This window comes from Alkalihalobacillus trypoxylicola (genome assembly GCF_001590785.1).
Lineage (GTDB): Bacteria > Bacillota > Bacilli > Bacillales > Bacillaceae_D > Alkalihalobacillus > Alkalihalobacillus trypoxylicola.
In genome coordinates, this window is the sequence record NZ_LTAO01000023.1 from 88,765 (window position 1) to 106,275 (window position 17,511).

Sequence of the window (17,511 nt, forward strand, 5' to 3'; positions counted from 1 at the left end):
CTCTATTTTTGAAATCATTGAGGTTTAATTACCAAGGAAGGTAACGAATGTTTTAACCTAGTTAATTCGAATTGAACGATTAGTATAACAACTACTACTATTATTCCTAGATGTATGGCTCAGATTAAAGGAAACATTTATACATGACTATTACATGTCAATAAGACATTCCGTAACGATAGAATACGTTACTTTATCCAATGTAGCGATTTTCTTTTCTGACATTTCCGTTCTTGCTGCCATTGGTGAGTCACTTTTTACATAGCTTCCTTCTCGATATGGTGAAACATAGAGATAGATTTCTTTCGTTTTTAGCTTTTCCTCATGCTTCTTTAAACCAATTTCCCAAGTACCACCATTATAGAAGTGATCATGAATGAGTTCACCATCTATATATGCATAGCCAATATCGCCTACATAATTTACCTTTATCAACAGTTCCTTAACATCTGAAAAAGCTGATGGCAAGATTTCTAGCTTTAGTTGAGAATCACTTACCTGATCCGTCCTCAATATTTTCTCTTGTTTACGCTTAAACGATAAATCATAGGTTTCAAATAGACCGGGTTGCTGCTTTTCTTTTTTTACCTTACAGCCTTTAAATGAAGCTTCTTCTTTTAATGGAGGAAATACCTTTAGTTCAACGGTTGCCGGGTCCTCTATTTCTAAGCGAACATCTTCTTCACTAACGAGTACAGTCGCTTCTGTAACAAATACATAATCTTGACCCTTCCTAGAAAATTTCCAGAAATTTTGTGAGTCTTTATCAGATAACGTGCAAATGTGAAGAGTTTTTCCATTCTGCAAATGAATATCCATTCTGTTATTACTTTCATTGATTACTTTAACAAGTGCGTGATTTTCTTGCTCTTCTGTTTCAATGCCAGTCCCAGTAATAGTTGCAACTGGAGAATTCTTAATCATATATTCAGACGTTAAGCCATTTGGTGTATAAAAGAAATAGTAAGATTCATTCTCTACCTCTATACTAGTCATAAATTGGGCAGTTGCATATTGAAGGGTACAACCATTTAAATCCAAGTTAAATGGTAATATACACGATTCGTCCTTCTCTAATGCCAAGCCTCCTTGACTAGGTAGTTGAATGCTTTCTTTTTCTAAATCAATGAAAAGAGAAAAGTCTTCTTGTTTTTGTGTCTTTACGTGATCTTGATAATTATTAATAAATAAATAACCAGATTCTCCATTAGAACGAATGGCAAAACGAGGAGTTTCGACATCCTTAGGCTCTATATCTTCAGCTCCATTTGGCAATGTTGTTTTCATTTCACAGAAGCTATTTTCGACTTCTTTATAAAAATAATGTTGCCTTTTTAGACGTCGATAAGAAGCTCTAATCTGCCCAAATTCACCAATTGGGGCTTGATAATCATAGGAGATTTTTGGTGTCGCAGACTCGTTTAAAAAAGGCGTTTTCTTTCCTGTTGGATTTTGACCTCCATGAAACACATAATAGCCGACGAAATTACAACCACCTGCAACCTTAATATTAGCCATTGCATCGACGCTTTCGTAAGGGAGCTTAAAGCGATATTGATAAAAGTTGGTCATTCCTCCACCCATTTCACAGCAAGCATAAGGTAGGTTTTCTGCCGGATAATTTGGGGTGAAGCCATAATTATCTTTATCATTATTATGAAAATCTCGATAGATATACTCTGGAGTAGCCGGATGCTCTGTTGCATCTCCATAAAAAATCCAGGGCCAAAAGGCGTAGCCTCCCCATAAAGGCAAAACCTCATCACTTGGTGCCGATGCCCCTCCCCAAGCTGTACAAGTATACATCGGAGTCACAATCCCTACATCTTGGGCTAGCTGTTTCAACACTTTTATATGCTCATCTCCGTCACCACCAGCATGTACCCATTCATTGGAAGAACCGGTTGTCATTTCCCACGGTGCACCTGCATGTTGATGCTCATTCTCTATTTGGGTACCTATTATCGGACCTCCATCTTCAAATAATAATCCTTGAATTTGGTTACTAATTTCTTGATATAATTTCTTAACAAACTCAAGGTATTGTGAGTCATTTGAACGTAGCTGGAACGGACGCCCGTATAACCAGTCGGGCATTCCTCCGTTCCTTACTTCTCCATGACAGAAGGGACCAATTCGAATAATGACATAAAGTCCGTGCTTATCACAAAGCTCAATGAATTTTCGAACATTTTTATTACCCTTCCAATCAAATTCTCCTTGAACTTCCTCGTGATGATTCCAAAAAATATAAGTTGGGACAATATTAATGCCGGCCATTTTCATTTTAATGAGTTCATCTTCCCAATTTTGATTTTCATATCGGCTAAAATGAAATTCTCCACAAATACCATAAAAAGGCTGACCGTTTTTCTTGAAATAGTAGTTCGTTAATTGAAATTGATCACCATTTACGTTCTGATCTCCCATATCGATAGAAGCTGGAAAAATTTCTTTTTTCGTTGGACTAATATTCACTGAAAACTCTTTCATTCTTTGCCCTCCTTTAAATCAATGATTTGTTCATTTTTTGATGCAGAATGACACTTTGATGATTTTGATCCAAATTAAGTGCACTTTCGAAATTTGTCGAAGCTAACTCTTCATTTCCTAAGCCTAGTAAACCTAAGCCACGCATAAATTGACAATGAATCCTATTTCTCTTTTGTAAATCCTCATCAAATACTAAGAAATCAGGTAAAGAGACAGCAAAATAATCTATTTCTACCTCTTTCGTTTCATGCCTGTCTGCATAATCAATTAATCTATTAAATCGCTCTAGCGCTTTCTGTTCGTTACCTAATTGTTTCCACGCGAGTCCTTGATAAAAAATCATTTCTGGTGGCTGATCATTATAGTATAGCGCACCTGCAGGTTCATCAATTCCTTCTGTAGCCATCACATAACACTCTTTTGCTTTCTCAGGCTGTCCAAGCCTTTCATAAGCGCATCCTAGATAATAGTAGATATTATTTTCATTTGCACCATATAACTTTCCTTCACCAAGATTTAAAGGGTATTCTGTTGCTTTTAAAAGAGCATCGATTGCTTTTTCGTACTGAGAACCTTGTAGCAACTGTTTACCAAGTTCGACTAATGCAACAACATATTGTCCAGTTACTTTCCCCTCTCCACCTTCCCAAGGGTGGAAATTTCTAGATAGCAGATGTTCTAAAGCCAATTGATGCTTTCCTTCTATATTTAATAAACTAATCCATTCTATATACAAATCATCTCTTACTTCTACAAGACTTTTGTATTTTTCTAGATTTTTTAATCGTTTATTTGGATGTTCTCCAAGCTTTTTATATAATTGATCCAGTTCGTATAGAACTCTGGCATCTTTTTGATTACACTCAAAGGCCTTCTCTAATGCTTGAAGCGCTAACTCTGAATTTTCAAGCTTATTATAATACGCTAAAGCAAGATTTCGATGGACGGTAGGAAAAGTTGCATCGAGTGCTTTTGACTCTTCCCAATGTTTGATTGCTTCATCATAACGTTTTTTATCATATAAGAAATTCCCTAAATAATAATGGGCTTTTGCATCATTTTTATTTTCGTGTAAAGCACTTTGTAAAACCATCATTTCAAACAACGTATTTGGAAAACAATAATCGCTAACTGCCTTTTCTGCCTCTTTCAAATGAAAGTGATGCTCCTCGATTTGATTCAATCGTTTTGAAAGATAAGCTAACGCATAATGAACAATAGGATAATTTTTTCCCGTTGCTTTACTTGCGGTCACCCTTTTTAAGAGATTAAAAGCTTCTATTAATAACCCACATTCCACATAATCTGTTGCTAAAGCTATATAATTGTATACATCTTCACGCATTCTAATACTAAAATCATTTCGTATATTCTCGGCTTCCTCTGAACTCCCTACTTCTTCTTCAATTAAAAGACTTTCATTGAGTGCCCCAAAATTTAACGGGTTTTCTTTTAAGGATTGCTCACATAAAAGTCTAGCCTCCTCATAGCTTCCTCTTCTCCTAAGTAGAGCACTTTTGAGTAATTTCGCTTTTAAGCTCTGCGTATTTCTAGTCAGTGAATGATTCACATGAGCTAATGCTTGTTCTTCATTACCTAACTCTAAATCGATTTGTGCAAGAGTTAAATAACCGACATCCTGCCAACCGGCTGCCCAAACTGACTTATAGATAGCCGAGTAGGCTTCCGTAAGTTTTCCTTGATATTTTAAAACCTTACCTAGCTGAAAAAAAGCTTCACTATCATATGGATTGGTATTGCGCACCGTTAATGCTTCACAAGCCTTTCTAAAGTACGGCTCACTCTCTTGGAATTGCCCTCTTCTCATTAAGAGCAGTCCGTAGGCCGTATTGATTCGCAAATCAGAATCATCACGTCTTAGTCCTTCTAAATAGTAATGCTCCGGTTCAAAAGTTGCATGTCGATATTGTTCAAGGTGTAGACCTGCAAAATATAACTTTTCATTCGTCTCTATTTCTGAAGGCTTTGGCATTGGCTTAGCCGGCTCTGGTATCTCTTTATTTGAATCGGTTAAATTTTGAGGACGATAGGCAACTAATATTTTATTTTTTTGATCCACTACTCTTATTTCAAGATCATGAGCCTTCTCCCCTTCTTTTAATAGCACTTCCTTTTCAAAAACTTGCTTTGGAGAGATCATGACTTGCTCTTCTAAATAGGTTGTATCTCTTCCTATTAATAGAATAGATGCGTTTTCAAATAAAGCTGTTGCATAAACCTTCACAGTTGCTTTTTGTTCATTAATCTCTAAATTTACAGCTGCATCAATGGACGCATTTTTAACCATTCCTAATTTTTTATAGGGCATAAAATATTGGGTAAAAGATTTTTCTTCATTAGGATGAAGCCAAGTGAAATCAGGCTGATTATCCGTATAAACACCTGTCATTAATTCAATATAAGGACCATCTTCGTCCGTTAAATTTCGATCCCAAGCTTGACCAAACTCACCATTTCCCCATGTCCATTGCTTCTTCCCTGGCGAAATATGATGATTGGCCACATGAAGTAAACCACCCTCTGCTTGATTATCATACCCACCAACAAAATTATAATCAGATTTATAGGCCATGTAAGAAGTAGGTACAGGTATATTTTTATATTTTGAGATGTCTACACCCGCAGAATAATCCATTTTATAATACGTTCCCGTTGCAATAGGAAAAGAGGAAACATCTCGTTTACCGTGGTCAAATACAGCATGAACATCTGGTGGAAAAACAGACTGTGTATGGTCATTGACCGCAACAGCCGGATTGGCCCACCACAAAAAGGTTTGAGGCTCAGACGTACGATTATAAAGCTGAACATCTATTTTTAAATAGGCTTTATCTTTTTTTAATGTAAAACCGCCCGTCATGACCGTTCCATACATTCTGTCCACTTCGTTAATCCAAACCGTCGCGCTCCCATCGTCGTTATGCGTAATATCATAGTTAACAGGACCGAAGGTATTTGGGCGATGATGTTGTGGCCAATTAAATTCTATTCCTCCTGATATCCATGGTCCTGCCAAACCAACAAGTGCAGGCTTAATGACTCGATTATAATAAACGAAATCATAGTTATTTGTTTTATCTAAAGCCCGATAGACTCTTCCACCGATTTCTGGCATTATTTCTATTCGAACATATTCATTTTCTAACACGACTATTTGATAGGTTTTCATCTCTTTTTCATCATAAATCTTATCAATAACCGGATGAGGATAAACCTTCCCCGAACTCCCCTGATAGACTCGCTTTTCTAAAAACATAGGATTTTTTTCAGGTTCTCCCACTGAATAGGTTGGTATCTCTCTTTTTTCTTCCCAAACTTGCACATCGCTTAATTCACAATGCTTCAATTTGCTCATCTCCTTAAATACTTCTTATAAGGTTAGATTACAACGTCTGAAAGAAAGCTCCAATTCATCATAAACGGATTATGATGGATTATATTCTGTTTTAGATGTATGATAAAAAACATAGTAAGAAAACATAGGAGGATAACCATGGTTTATAAAAGGAAGAAGGCAAGTGGTTTTGATTCTGAAATGATTTATATCTTACCTGAATATTTAGAAGAAGAAATGATGGATCAGCCCTTTCTTAAGGAGTTTTATTTAACCGATATCGGTTATTATCCCGATGCTAGCTTTCATTATAGGGAAAGAAAAAAAGGATGTGAGTCATCCATTTTAATTTATTGTGACAAAGGAGAGGGTTGGATTGACTTATTCAGCGGTAACCTTATCCACATTCAACCACAAACCTTTTTCTTTATCCCGGCTCATACACCACACGTATATTACGCTGACCATGACCAGCCATGGAGCATATATTGGTTTCATATTAAGGGAGAAAAGTCTTTACCTTTAATAAGCTCTTTACTTTCCTCCAGACTCTCTATTCCGGTTTCATTAAAAGAAGCTTCCTTATTAAAGCAATTATTTAAAAAATGTTTTGACTATATTAAAACAAAGCCGTATTCCATGCCTCACCATTTAAATATTTCCCAAACCCTTCAATATTTAATTAGTGTACTTGGAATCCAATCACAGGAAAACGATAAAAAGGAAAGAAAAGAGACTTATATAGAGGAAGCTATTCACTATATGGAGGACCAAATCCAAAGCTCTCTTAGCCTAGATGATATTGCTAATCAAGTAAAGCTATCGAAACAGCACCTGATTCAAATTTTTAAGGAAGCAACAGGCTTCCCTCCAATCGATTACTTTTTGAGACTTAAAATTCAATATGCCTGCCATCAATTAGATTTAACCAACCTTGCTATCAAAGAAATTGCTTTAATGGTTGGGTTTAGTGATCCTTACTATTTTTCAAGAATGTTCAAAAAAATTATCGGACAATCCCCTACCGAATACCGGACGACGCAAAAAGGGTAATAGTACTCCATAAAGACATAACCCTCCTTCTTTTTTTTAGAAGGAGGGTTATGTTTGTTATTTGTGTATTCATTTATTACACACCAAATCAAGTTTCGCTCGTTACATGAACTCGTGTAAAAATAGCTTTTGTATCAGCCTCTTATGAACGTTCTATCTACTTTTTGTCTAGGATTTTTTCCTTTTATAGAAACTTTATTATGTTACTGATTGACCTGTGACTTTAAATAGTCGAACCAAATCAGATACTGTTAGTTGTGTTTGTGGAACAAATTGACCACTTAACAGATAATGAAGAGTCGATTCAAAAAGATAGCTATTTTCAGGTCGCTTCAAATCTTTGACATCAGAAGTTTTAAAGGCTGATACAAATAAACGACCTTTACCTACTTTTGCTTCAAAAGCATAGGTTAGTTTTTTCATTCGATGAAAATTATCCACCACTTCAACAATAGGCTCAACTTGAGGATAACTATCTAAACCAATACTTGTTGCTCCCTCTACTAAATGATACCATTGCCAATTCGAGTATCCATCATGTGGAAAGGCATTAAATAACGGATGCTGATTTACTTTCATTCCCATGGTTGTACTCTCTTGTGTTGGGAACCAAAGGAAATTCCAAAATACAGGTAAGTATCTCGTTTCGATTTCGTCATATTGATTACCTGGCTTGGCCATTAACCAGACATCCCCACCATCTAATAAAAATTGCAAAACATCACGTGACATTAAATCCGTAACAGCTAGCTTTGCATCCTCTTTTTTATAGCTAAGTCCATCAATTCCGATTAATTGACCGAACTTTGCTCCGTATAGGTAGGATTTTAGCGAATTTATATTACTCCAAATATCACGAACGTTATTTGGCAGACCTTTGTGATGAAACGACCAAAACTCCCAACTATTCTCAATCTTTTCATGTTGAATTTCAAGCTTCACTTTTAACTGATAATGAGCAGACTCATCTTCTACTGCCTTAAGAGCAATTTGTCCAACTTCTATAACGGATGCTGTTTCGACTGCTTCAATAAGCTCTTCTCCGTTTTTCCACAGGACACCATCTTTATCAATTTGCCAGCTAAGTTTAGCCCGTTCGAATTTGGCTCCGTAATTAGATACATCTATTTTAACTAAAAGCTCTTCTCCACTAAATAATGTCCGCCGATCCGATTTCATTAAAAGAACTCTATCTCCGTTAAACTGCTTAAACTCGTTTGGAGAGATGACATTTTTACTATCCCAAAACACATCTAGTATTCCTGTAGTCGCATGTCCTTGTCCTGGGAAGTCACGAATATCGAGAAGCTGAACACCGGATAATCCCTTCGTCCGCCTTGCTCTCTCCATAATTTCCTTATAAGAGCGAACCATATGCTTTCCTGTAGTCTCTTGGAATTCCTCGACACGATGACTCCATCCTTTTCCTTCTAAAGATTCGTTCAAGGTGTTGAGCCAATTCGGCTTCAAATTACCTGTAAACTTTTCTGAAGCACCGGGATCTGCATACATCGTAAATTGCCCATGCTCATGCCCAATTAATGGTTTGTCATCTAATCTTGTTAATTCAGAATAATCTTCATAGGTGTTAGGTGAGCCTGCAAACCCCAGTTCATAAGGTGGATGCCAATTTAAGGACTGAATATAATAGTCACCTTGTCGATGGTGAGCAGGTAATTGTCCAAAGCCTGTATTATCGGTATATAACCTTGTTGGATCGATCTCTTTAGCAATATCGATTAGCTCATTTAAAGAAGGATGTCCACTCGGGCCTATCAATTCATTTCCAAGGGCAAGCATGACAAAGGATGGATGCTCATTTAAATCTTCAACGATTCTTTTGATTTCGCGTTTAAAAAATTGATGAACATCTTCAGGTGGTTGTTTTTCACAATCCATATAATGCCCAGACCAATGAGGTAATTCTGTTTGCACGAGCATCCCCTCTTCATCCGCTGCCTCCCAAAAAGGCTTTGGTGCTGACCAACCATGTAATCGCACATGATTAAACCCATGACTTTTAACTATTTGAAATTGTTTTTTATAATGTGCCTTATCCCAAACTGGATAACCTGTTAATGGAAATATACAGCAATCAACATACCCTCTTAAAAAAGTAGGTTGGTCATTTAATAAAAACTCTTTTCCTTTTGCTTGAAAATGACGGAGTCCCAATCGATGACTCTGAATATCTAGCTTATCATCGCCATCATAGAGTGAGGTTGTCACCTCATATAAAAATGGGTTAGTATCTGACCAAAGCTGACTCTCTCTACCTAAATCTAGTACTAAAGAACAAATTCCGTTTTCAATGTCAATTGGTCTTTTATCTTTGATAATCGTTTCGCCCTGATCCTTTATTTCTATTTGAATATAAGGTTGATTTTGGATTTCCTGATTATTAGTTAAATGAACGTTTACAGAAACCGACTGAGGTGTATCTCCAGGGTGAAAATCGATTTTTGCGATTCTTTCCTTAGGTAGAGCATCTATACGTGCACCACCCGTAATTCCCCCCCAGCTCGTTGCAGTATGATAGGAATGAATATGACTTTCTATCAAAGGAATTCTCATTGAATTATCGATCATTATGATGAGCTTTTGGCTTTTGTTTGGTTGTAAGTCATGACTCAAATCAAAAACCTGATCCGTTACTAGTCCTTCTCCAGTACCTACCAATTGGGTATCTAAATAGACCTCAGTAAACCAGCGTACCCCAGATAATACTAATTGATAATCTTGATTCAAAGGTAGAGAGCTAGCTTCTAAATCCAACGTGTACCATGCTCGACCTGTGTACTCTCTCTCCTTCTTCCAAGTCCCTAATGGCTCATGTTCACTTGGTTCACCATAGCCTTGCTCTTCCCATGAGCCGGGAATTTGAATGCTATTCAGAGAGGTATCATTGATTACATCCTGAACGGTCCACTTTTCCTCAGGATCTAACTTAAATCCCCATGTTCCATTTAAAGACAGCGTCTGTCTAACCTCATTCATCCATTTATCCTCCTTTAGCTTCTTATGTTCATTCATTTTAGCGCTTACAGTTAGACAAGACAATTGATTATTTCTTGTTATTGATGGATAATATTCGGATTTTACCAGATAGCTTACTATACAGTCATTCGAGAGATTTATAAATGTGAAGTGGTAGTCAAAAATAATGAAAAAGAGGGTCTAATTTTGTTGAATGTAAAAAAAAAAAAGCATAAAAAATACTGAAACCATACTCATGAATGAATGATTTCACACATGTTAGGTGACCGGCTGTTCACTTCCCCAAGAAACTTTGCGCCCGGTAGGGTGCTGTCGAACTACCTTTTTTAAAAGTAGATTTCGGCAGCCACTTCCTCCAACTGGAGTCTCCGTCCCTTGTGTTCGCTAGCCTACGTCTTTCACAGCGAATTTACCACTTCAAAAAAAACCTCCTTTTTTTCACAGTAAGGAGGGTTCATTGTACGTTATTAATATTTGCATCCATTACACATCATTTTCAATTTTCTCTCATGGGGTGATTGAAAAACAGTTTTTCTCCTTCCCCTCTTTTCATTATAATTTATAGAGCTCTTACGGCAGCAATAGCTATAAGCACCCACCCGACAATAAATGCTAATCCTCCTAAAGGAGTAATAGCCCCAAGCTTCGTAATACCTGTAAGCGCCATAATATAAAGACTTCCAGAAAAAAGTACAATACCAATTAAAAAACTCCAACCAGCACCATTTAATAATGAGGAGGAAGTAAGTTTAAGTGCTAATAAGCCTACAATTAAAATTCCTACCCCATGTATCATATGATACTGAACACCAGTTTGGTAATTTTTCAGCATACGTTCAGAAATTTTCCCTTCTAATCCATGAGCACCAAACGCTCCAATTCCTACAGCTAATGCCATTACTAAACTTCCTATTATTAAAAATATTTTTGCCATGATCATTCTCCTTTTTTGATTTGCTATAATCGATTATACTTGAATCAAATTCATAATTCATATCTTATAAATGAAAACCTAGCGATTAAGTTTTTGATTTCCACTTTAGTTAGATGCTTTCCCAGGGGCTTGTCTTCAGCTAACTCTGACTACGCTGGGCTTCGTCAGAGTGGATCTTCAAACGGTGCTGATCCTTTTGGGAGTCTATACCTACCGTTTCAATCAACAAGTGATTCTACAAACATTCAAGACATTTTTTATAACGATTCGTTCACTTAAACCCATTTCATCTTTCCTATCTTAAAATGAAAACGAAACGATTAGGTGTTTGATTTTCACTTTAGGTAGATGCTTTCCCAAGGGCTTGTCTTCAGCTAACTCCGACTACGCTGGGCTTCGTCAGAGTGGATCTTCAAACGGCGCTGATCCTTTGGGAGTCTCTACCTACCGTTTCAATCAACGTGTGAATTCACAAGCATTCAAGACATATTTTTTAATAAACGGTCGGTTTTATTCACTTATAGAGCCATTATGAAATGCACTCACTTAAAAACGGCGAACGGAGGTTTTCTAAATGAATCATTTATCAGTTAGACCCTATACAATCACTGATTATCCCGGATTACTCGCTTTGCAAAAGGAAGCCTTTCCTCCTCCATTTCCAGAGGAGCTTTGGTGGAAAAAGACCCAAATTCAAGCCCATATTGACAGCTTTCCCGAAGGGGCTCTTGCTGCCGAGTTAAATGGAATAATCGTCGGTTCCGCCACTTCCTTACTCACAACCTATACCGGTCAACCTCACACTTGGGATGAAATTAGTGACAACGGCTATATAAAAGCGAGTCATGAAATACAAGGAGATAGTTTATATGGAATTGATGTATGTGTACATCCGCGTTATAGAGGTCTAGGTATTGCTCAGGCACTATATGATGCTAGAAAAAGACTCGTTACACAACAAAAATTAAAACGATTCATCGCAGGCTGCCGTATCCCTAATTATCATATCTATCAAAAGCAAATGACCGTTGAACAATATATAGAAAGAGTAGTCCATTTTGAAATAAAGGACGATGTTTTAAGCTTTATGTTAAAGCAAGGACTTCAACCACTTCAAATTTTACCAAATTATTTAGAAGATGAGGAATCTTGTCATTATGGCATTTTGGTCGAATGGAAGCCCGAATTTGAAAGCCATTTTTAAAATAAACGAACGAACTAGCGAGCACATATGTAAATGGATATAAAAAAGGACGAGCATCCCTAACATAGGAACCTTCGTCCTTTATTTTTTTAGAAAAAGCCATGCTAATTAAAAATCTAATAAATTATCACCCTTATGCTTATCAATCGGTTCTCCGCTTTGTTCAATATGATTAGAAAAGGAAGAAACAGGTTGTATTTGTGTCCATTTTTTATCTGCTACTGAAGGATTTATACTATTAACCTGATTCGTTGATTGAGAAGCTTGTGATGTTTTGAAAAGTCGACAGTATGCTTCAAGCGCTGTGACCGTTTCCTTGATGATTTCTTCTTGATTATTTATATGAGCTTGTTCTAAACGTTGAATTTGTTCTTTCATGGTTTGTATAACGGATTGTGTTGAAATATTCATTATGACCCTCCTCGCACTTCCATCTTACCATATTGAGCTTACAATATGAAAAGTTGAAAAGACCAAAAACAAAAGAGGACGGACAATACCTCACGAATCAATGATTCCACCACTTTAGGTGCCCGCCTGTACGCTTCGCCAAGACACTTTGTGTCCGGTCTGGTGCTGCCGAACTAACTTTTTTAAAAGTGGATTTCAGCATGACCACTTCCTCACACTGGAGTCTCCGTTCCTTGTGTCCTCAAGCTTACGCCTTTCATAGGGAATCTACCCTTTTAAAAAAGAACCCTCCTTTTTCACAGTAAGGAGGGTTCATGGTTCGTTCCTGATGTTTGTATCCATTACACATCATTTCAAATTCTCAAAATCAACTTCTATCTCAGTCTCTTTTTGTCTCTTCAGATTCACTTGTTGCTAGTATTGCTTTTATCCCTGCAATATTTACTCCTTTTTCTATATAGGACCTTATTAGATGAAACCTCTCCACATCCTCTAAAGAAAACATTCTTTGATTGCCTTCATTTCGCTTTGGCTTTATCAACCCTTGTTCTTCATAGTAACGAATTTGTCTTGCAGTCAGATTCGTCATCTCCATCACTACACGGATCGGAAAACATGCTTGCTTCTTTGGGACATTTTGTGACATGCCCTCTCCTCCTTACTATCAGTAACCAAATATTTACACATGACAATAAAAGACATTGTATTATCCTTTTGCTAAAAAAGTGTACACATCTCTTAAAGAATGGAACCCTAATTGAGTGGCTAATATAAGATTTTGCCTCCACAATTTAGCGGTCATTACCGCATCCTCTAGAGCGTGATGTCGATTTTCCACAGGGATTTGATGATATTCACAGCATTCATCAAGAGTTACTAATGATTTGTGTGGAACGACAACCTTAGTTAAAAAAGAGGTATCTACAATTCGATGCTGAAAAGTCGTTCTCAGCATTTGCCAAGTTGCGTGTGACATAAACTTTTTTTCATGACTAGCATGGTGAGCCACTAGGGTGGTTCCTCCAATGAATTGGTAAAAGTTGGTCAGCACTTCTGCTAAAGGAGGAGAATCATTTAATTCATCCTTTTTTAATCCCGTTAAAGCTAACACTTCATCTGATACTTCTTTTTTTGTTTGGATGGTTGAGTAAAAGGTGTCAGTTTCTATGATATCTGTCCCAATCATCTTAACAGCACCTATTGATAAAATACTATCCCCTCGGTCAGGATTAAAGCCGCTAGTTTCTAAATCAAAAACGACAAATGGTAAATGCTTCAATGGTTTATCTAGGACATCACCTTGTTTGAGCTCTCTTTGGATTTGACGTAGATGAGACATGCTCTGTGCAGTTGAGCGTTGCTGTGATGATGTATAAATACTGGGACTTAGCTTGGATGATAATTGCTTCATCATCTGAATCATATGATTCATCATGGTCGTCTAGTCCTCCTCCACAAGAGATTCAATTTCCGCATATAGCTTACGCCCTTTTTTAATCCAGTTTTTTAATTGCGCCTTCTCTTCTTTTGTTAATTTTTCTAATTGAAGATAATGAATAGCATCATAGCTTTCAATTCCTTGCTGCCAAGCTAGTTGGTACTCTAATACCTTTTGATATGTTTTTTGATATCTTTTAATGAAATGATATTGAGACGGAAGCTCCTCAAATCTTTTTAATGTGGAGGGTTGGAATATCGATTCTTTCAGAGCTAATAATCGTAAACCGTTAACATAAGGAAAATTAACAATTTGCTTCAAATCTAACTTCCCCTGCTGCCTTCCTTTTGTTTCAGTAAGAAGCTGATTAAATAAACCAACCCCCGTCTTCAAACGTCCAGTATTTTCCGCAAAGCGTGTCATAAGCTGAGGTTGATTCTTTAGAGTAGAAAAAATCGTCTCCTTTAGCTTTTTCAAAAGAGTATCCTCACCCATGAATGTCCTACTATCGAAAAAAGTTAAAGCATACCGTAAATGTTCCCAAGTATCTTCTCTCAACCAAAGCTTTAATTGCTCTTGCCATGCTGTTAAAGATTTACACCACCTTGGATAGGAAGCCATCACTTTTCCACTACATTTCTCGTATCCAACAGCTTCTAATGCACGGACTATTTCCTTACCAAGATGTAAAAAATACTCCTGTAATTCTTCCTGAGCGTCTTCGTCCTCTGCATCTTCATACACAATACCGTGATCCTGATCACTCCAATATAGCTGTTCGCCACGACCACCACTTCCTAGAAGAAAGAAAGCAAAGTGAGCAGGAGGTGATCCCCACTCACTTTCTACTTTTTTTTGAGCGACTTCAATCGCTTCAAACATCAACTGTTCATGAAATTTAAAAACTGATTCAATAGATGGTGTAAGATTTTTCATAGCTGAAATTCTTTCATGATACAATTCCTTCAATCTACTATGAAACAGCTCATCTCCTGAACTATTTAAATGCTTTTGCATTATTTTGCTTCTTTAGCTGGCATATTTTCAGGATAACCATAACTACCATGCTCACTTAAATCAAGACCAGCAATTTCTTCCTCTTCACTAACTCGTAAACCACCAACGATAGCAGCTGTAATTTTTAATAAGATGAAAGAAGCTACAAATGCGAACAATCCACACACAACTACTGACAATACTTGAACTCCTAATTGCTCAAAGCCACCACCGTAGAATAATCCAGCTCTACCACCATTCATCTCTGCTAATTCTGGTGTAGCAAAAAATCCTGTAGAAATGGTTCCCCAAATACCAGCGATACCATGAACCGAAATAGCGAAGATTGGGTCATCAATTCTGTTTCTATCAAGCATTTTCATACTAAATACGACAATAATTCCACCAATAATACCGATAATGACCGCTGCCCAAGGTGCCACAAATGCACACGAAGCTGTAATAGCAACAAGACCTGCTAAAGCACCATTTAACATAGTTGGTATATCTGATTTTCCATTTAAGGCCCATATCATGAACAACGCAGCAACCGCACCAGCTGCAGCAGCTAACTGAGTATTTAACGCTACAAACCCAAAGAATCCGTCAGCAAGTGATACTGTACTACCTGCATTAAATCCAAACCAACCTACCCAAAGAATAAGAACGCCAAGCGCTGTATAAACTTGGTTATGTCCAGCAATCTCATTTAAAGATCCATCTTTATTGTATTTACCAAGACGCGGCTTCAAGATAATCGTTGCCGCCAAAGCTGCCATTGCACCTGTTAAGTGAACAACTGTCGATCCGGCAAAGTCTTGTTTTCCCATTTCAGCAATCCATCCACCATCATTCCATACCCAGTGTGAAACGATTGGATAAACAAACAAGGAGAATAATACGGCAAATATAACATATGCAGATAATTTCGCTCTCTCCGCAAATCCTCCAAACGCAATCGTCAATGCTATTGCTGCAAACATTACTTGGAAGTAGAAATCAACGGAGGGTGCAAGACCTCCATCTGCTGGAGCCGAAGCGTCTCCGTAGAAAAACTGTGTCGTTCCAAATAATCCAAATACACTATCTCCATAAGCAATCGCCCAACCAGCTGCCCAATAAACAAGTGTAGCAATTCCGACTGTAAATACTGTCTTTCCTGCAATATGACCAGCATTCTTCATCCTAGTGGAACCGGCCTCTAAAAGAATAAATCCTCCTTGCATTAAAAGAACCAATACCCCTGCTATGACCACCCAAAGATTATCAACTAAAACTAAATCCATTTTGCAACCTCTCCCCTCAATAGTTCAGCGTTAAGTAAGTTAACATCGCTTGTTATCCCTTATTATACGGTCAAAATTTTCTGAATCTACTGTTATGTCAGATATACTAACATGTTTTTTCATAAGCGAATTTATTGTAAACGCTTTACTTATAATGGTTTATGATGGTCATTCTCGATAATGCTTATAATGAGAAGCTAATAATGACTTCATCAGCAAATGGATGTTAGATATTATCACAACCATGTCTATCCTTTGACTTTTTCCTCTATTAAAACCTGTTACATCCTGTATTGAAATGTGGAATTTTGTGTAATGAGTGCATACAAAGATAAGGCCCTTCCTTCTTTTTCTAAGAAGGAAGAGCCCATTAAATTTGAAGTCCGCTATAGTAACAACACAAGTCACTGAGGCTCAAGTGGGATGGGGAGCCATGATGAAATCTACTTTTTTTAAAAAAATTAGTTTGGTAACAAGGACTCAGAATGTCTTAGGGGAGCGAACAACTTGCCACCTAACATATGTGGGATTCTTATTGATGCATATAGTCACAGCAGTTTCTACACATTACTTATCTGATTGTATTCCGAGCCAATTTACTAGATGACCGGTGTCCTTAAAACCATTAAACTTCAAAAAGTCATTTTCATATTTTTCACTACATAACATCGGGTGTCTACTTTCATAAAATTGCCCCTCTTGAATGAACACTTTTTTATTAATCGCTTCTTTTCCCCAAAGGAACCAGATTAAATCTGGTCTTCTACTCGATACAAACTGAAGCACTTTATTTGAAAAAGATTCCCATATTTTTTTATGACTATTTGCTTTTCCAATTTTACAAGTGAATGAGCAATTCAAGAATAAAACCCCTTGATTTTCTAAAGATTGAAACCATTGCTTTGGTTGAAGAATCGGAAATTGACCACTTTCTATTTCCTTACGAATTTGCGTATAAGGTTTAATTTGTTTATACTCTTCTATTTCAAAATAATTTTTGTGAATAACACGGATAATGTTTTGGATAGAGTTCTGATTAAATTTCTCTGTCCAAGAATGAAGAGTACCTACTTCAAAGGCACGACCAGTCGCAACACCCTCTGCAGGGTAAACATCCTGTCCTAGCCATATGATATTCATATGATTCAAATCAGTAGACAAAAAACGTAAAGCTTGCCGAGGATTGGTTGGATTAAATTCCTGATCACTTATCTCAGTCTCAATTTTCATTACATCATTCATCACTTCATCTGATAATAAATCTTTCCATGAAGGGTGAATTTCATGAGGGATTAAACTAGACAATTCTATCATTCCTTTACTCTTCAATGATTGTCTGTTTAT

General features: G+C 37.0%; 12 protein-coding genes. 2 read left to right on the forward strand and 10 right to left on the reverse strand.

Annotated elements, in window-relative coordinates:
* Positions 1-150: 150 nt before the first annotated feature.
* Positions 151-2,493 carry a beta-galactosidase gene (locus tag AZF04_RS13090; RefSeq protein WP_061949100.1) on the reverse strand — a complete coding sequence of 781 codons (2,343 nt, stop codon included), beginning with the start codon at positions 2,491-2,493 and terminating at the stop codon, positions 151-153.
* Positions 2,494-2,506: 13 nt separating this feature from the next.
* On the reverse strand, positions 2,507-5,860 hold the full coding sequence (locus AZF04_RS13095) for a tetratricopeptide repeat protein (protein ID WP_235599987.1): 3,354 nt from the start codon (positions 5,858-5,860) through the stop codon (positions 2,507-2,509).
* 147 nt (positions 5,861-6,007) lie between these two features.
* On the opposite strand from AZF04_RS13095, the gene AZF04_RS13100 reads away from it, so the two are divergent.
* The gene (locus AZF04_RS13100) at positions 6,008-6,901 is read left to right on the forward strand and encodes an AraC family transcriptional regulator (protein ID WP_061949102.1); all 894 of its coding nucleotides are present in this window, start codon (positions 6,008-6,010) and stop codon (positions 6,899-6,901) included.
* A gap of 198 nt (positions 6,902-7,099) precedes the next feature.
* Here AZF04_RS13100 and AZF04_RS13105 read toward each other — a convergent pair whose 3' ends face one another.
* Together AZF04_RS13105 and AZF04_RS13110 are read right to left on the reverse strand one after the other, a co-directional pair.
* A complete protein-coding gene (locus tag AZF04_RS13105) occupies positions 7,100-9,898 on the reverse strand; it encodes a glycoside hydrolase family 2 protein (protein WP_061949103.1) in 2,799 nt (932 codons plus the stop codon).
* Positions 9,899-10,457: 559 nt separating this feature from the next.
* Positions 10,458-10,832, reverse strand: coding sequence for a DUF423 domain-containing protein (locus AZF04_RS13110; RefSeq protein ID WP_061949104.1), 375 nt, complete (start codon positions 10,830-10,832; stop codon positions 10,458-10,460).
* 574 nt (positions 10,833-11,406) lie between these two features.
* On the opposite strand from AZF04_RS13110, the gene AZF04_RS13115 reads away from it, so the two are divergent.
* Positions 11,407-12,036, forward strand: coding sequence for a GNAT family N-acetyltransferase (locus AZF04_RS13115; RefSeq protein ID WP_061949105.1), 630 nt, complete (start codon positions 11,407-11,409; stop codon positions 12,034-12,036).
* A 108-nt stretch (positions 12,037-12,144) separates the two neighbouring features.
* Here the strand turns inward: AZF04_RS13115 and AZF04_RS13120 are convergent, their stop codons facing one another.
* The 6 genes from AZF04_RS13120 to AZF04_RS13145 all read right to left on the reverse strand — a co-directional run bounded on the left by AZF04_RS13120 (position 12,145) and on the right by AZF04_RS13145 (position 17,472).
* Positions 12,145-12,447, reverse strand: coding sequence for a DUF5327 family protein (locus AZF04_RS13120; protein ID WP_045481327.1), 303 nt, complete (start codon positions 12,445-12,447; stop codon positions 12,145-12,147).
* 379 nt (positions 12,448-12,826) lie between these two features.
* Positions 12,827-13,093, reverse strand: a complete 267-nt coding sequence (locus tag AZF04_RS13125; RefSeq protein WP_061949106.1) for a MerR family transcriptional regulator — start codon at positions 13,091-13,093, stop codon at positions 12,827-12,829.
* A 60-nt stretch (positions 13,094-13,153) separates the two neighbouring features.
* On the reverse strand, positions 13,154-13,882 hold the full coding sequence (locus AZF04_RS13130) for an exonuclease domain-containing protein (protein ID WP_045481330.1): 729 nt from the start codon (positions 13,880-13,882) through the stop codon (positions 13,154-13,156).
* A gap of 6 nt (positions 13,883-13,888) precedes the next feature.
* Positions 13,889-14,902 carry a DUF294 nucleotidyltransferase-like domain-containing protein gene (locus tag AZF04_RS13135; protein WP_061949107.1) on the reverse strand — a complete coding sequence of 338 codons (1,014 nt, stop codon included), beginning with the start codon at positions 14,900-14,902 and terminating at the stop codon, positions 13,889-13,891.
* The gene (locus tag AZF04_RS13140; RefSeq protein ID WP_045481336.1) at positions 14,902-16,167 is read right to left on the reverse strand and encodes an ammonium transporter; all 1,266 of its coding nucleotides are present in this window, start codon (positions 16,165-16,167) and stop codon (positions 14,902-14,904) included. Before AZF04_RS13140 ends, AZF04_RS13135 begins: the two co-directional genes overlap by 1 nt.
* Before the next feature lie 567 nt (positions 16,168-16,734).
* The gene (locus tag AZF04_RS13145) at positions 16,735-17,472 is read right to left on the reverse strand and encodes a uracil-DNA glycosylase (protein ID WP_235599988.1); all 738 of its coding nucleotides are present in this window, start codon (positions 17,470-17,472) and stop codon (positions 16,735-16,737) included.
* Between the last annotated feature and the right edge of the window lie 39 nt (positions 17,473-17,511).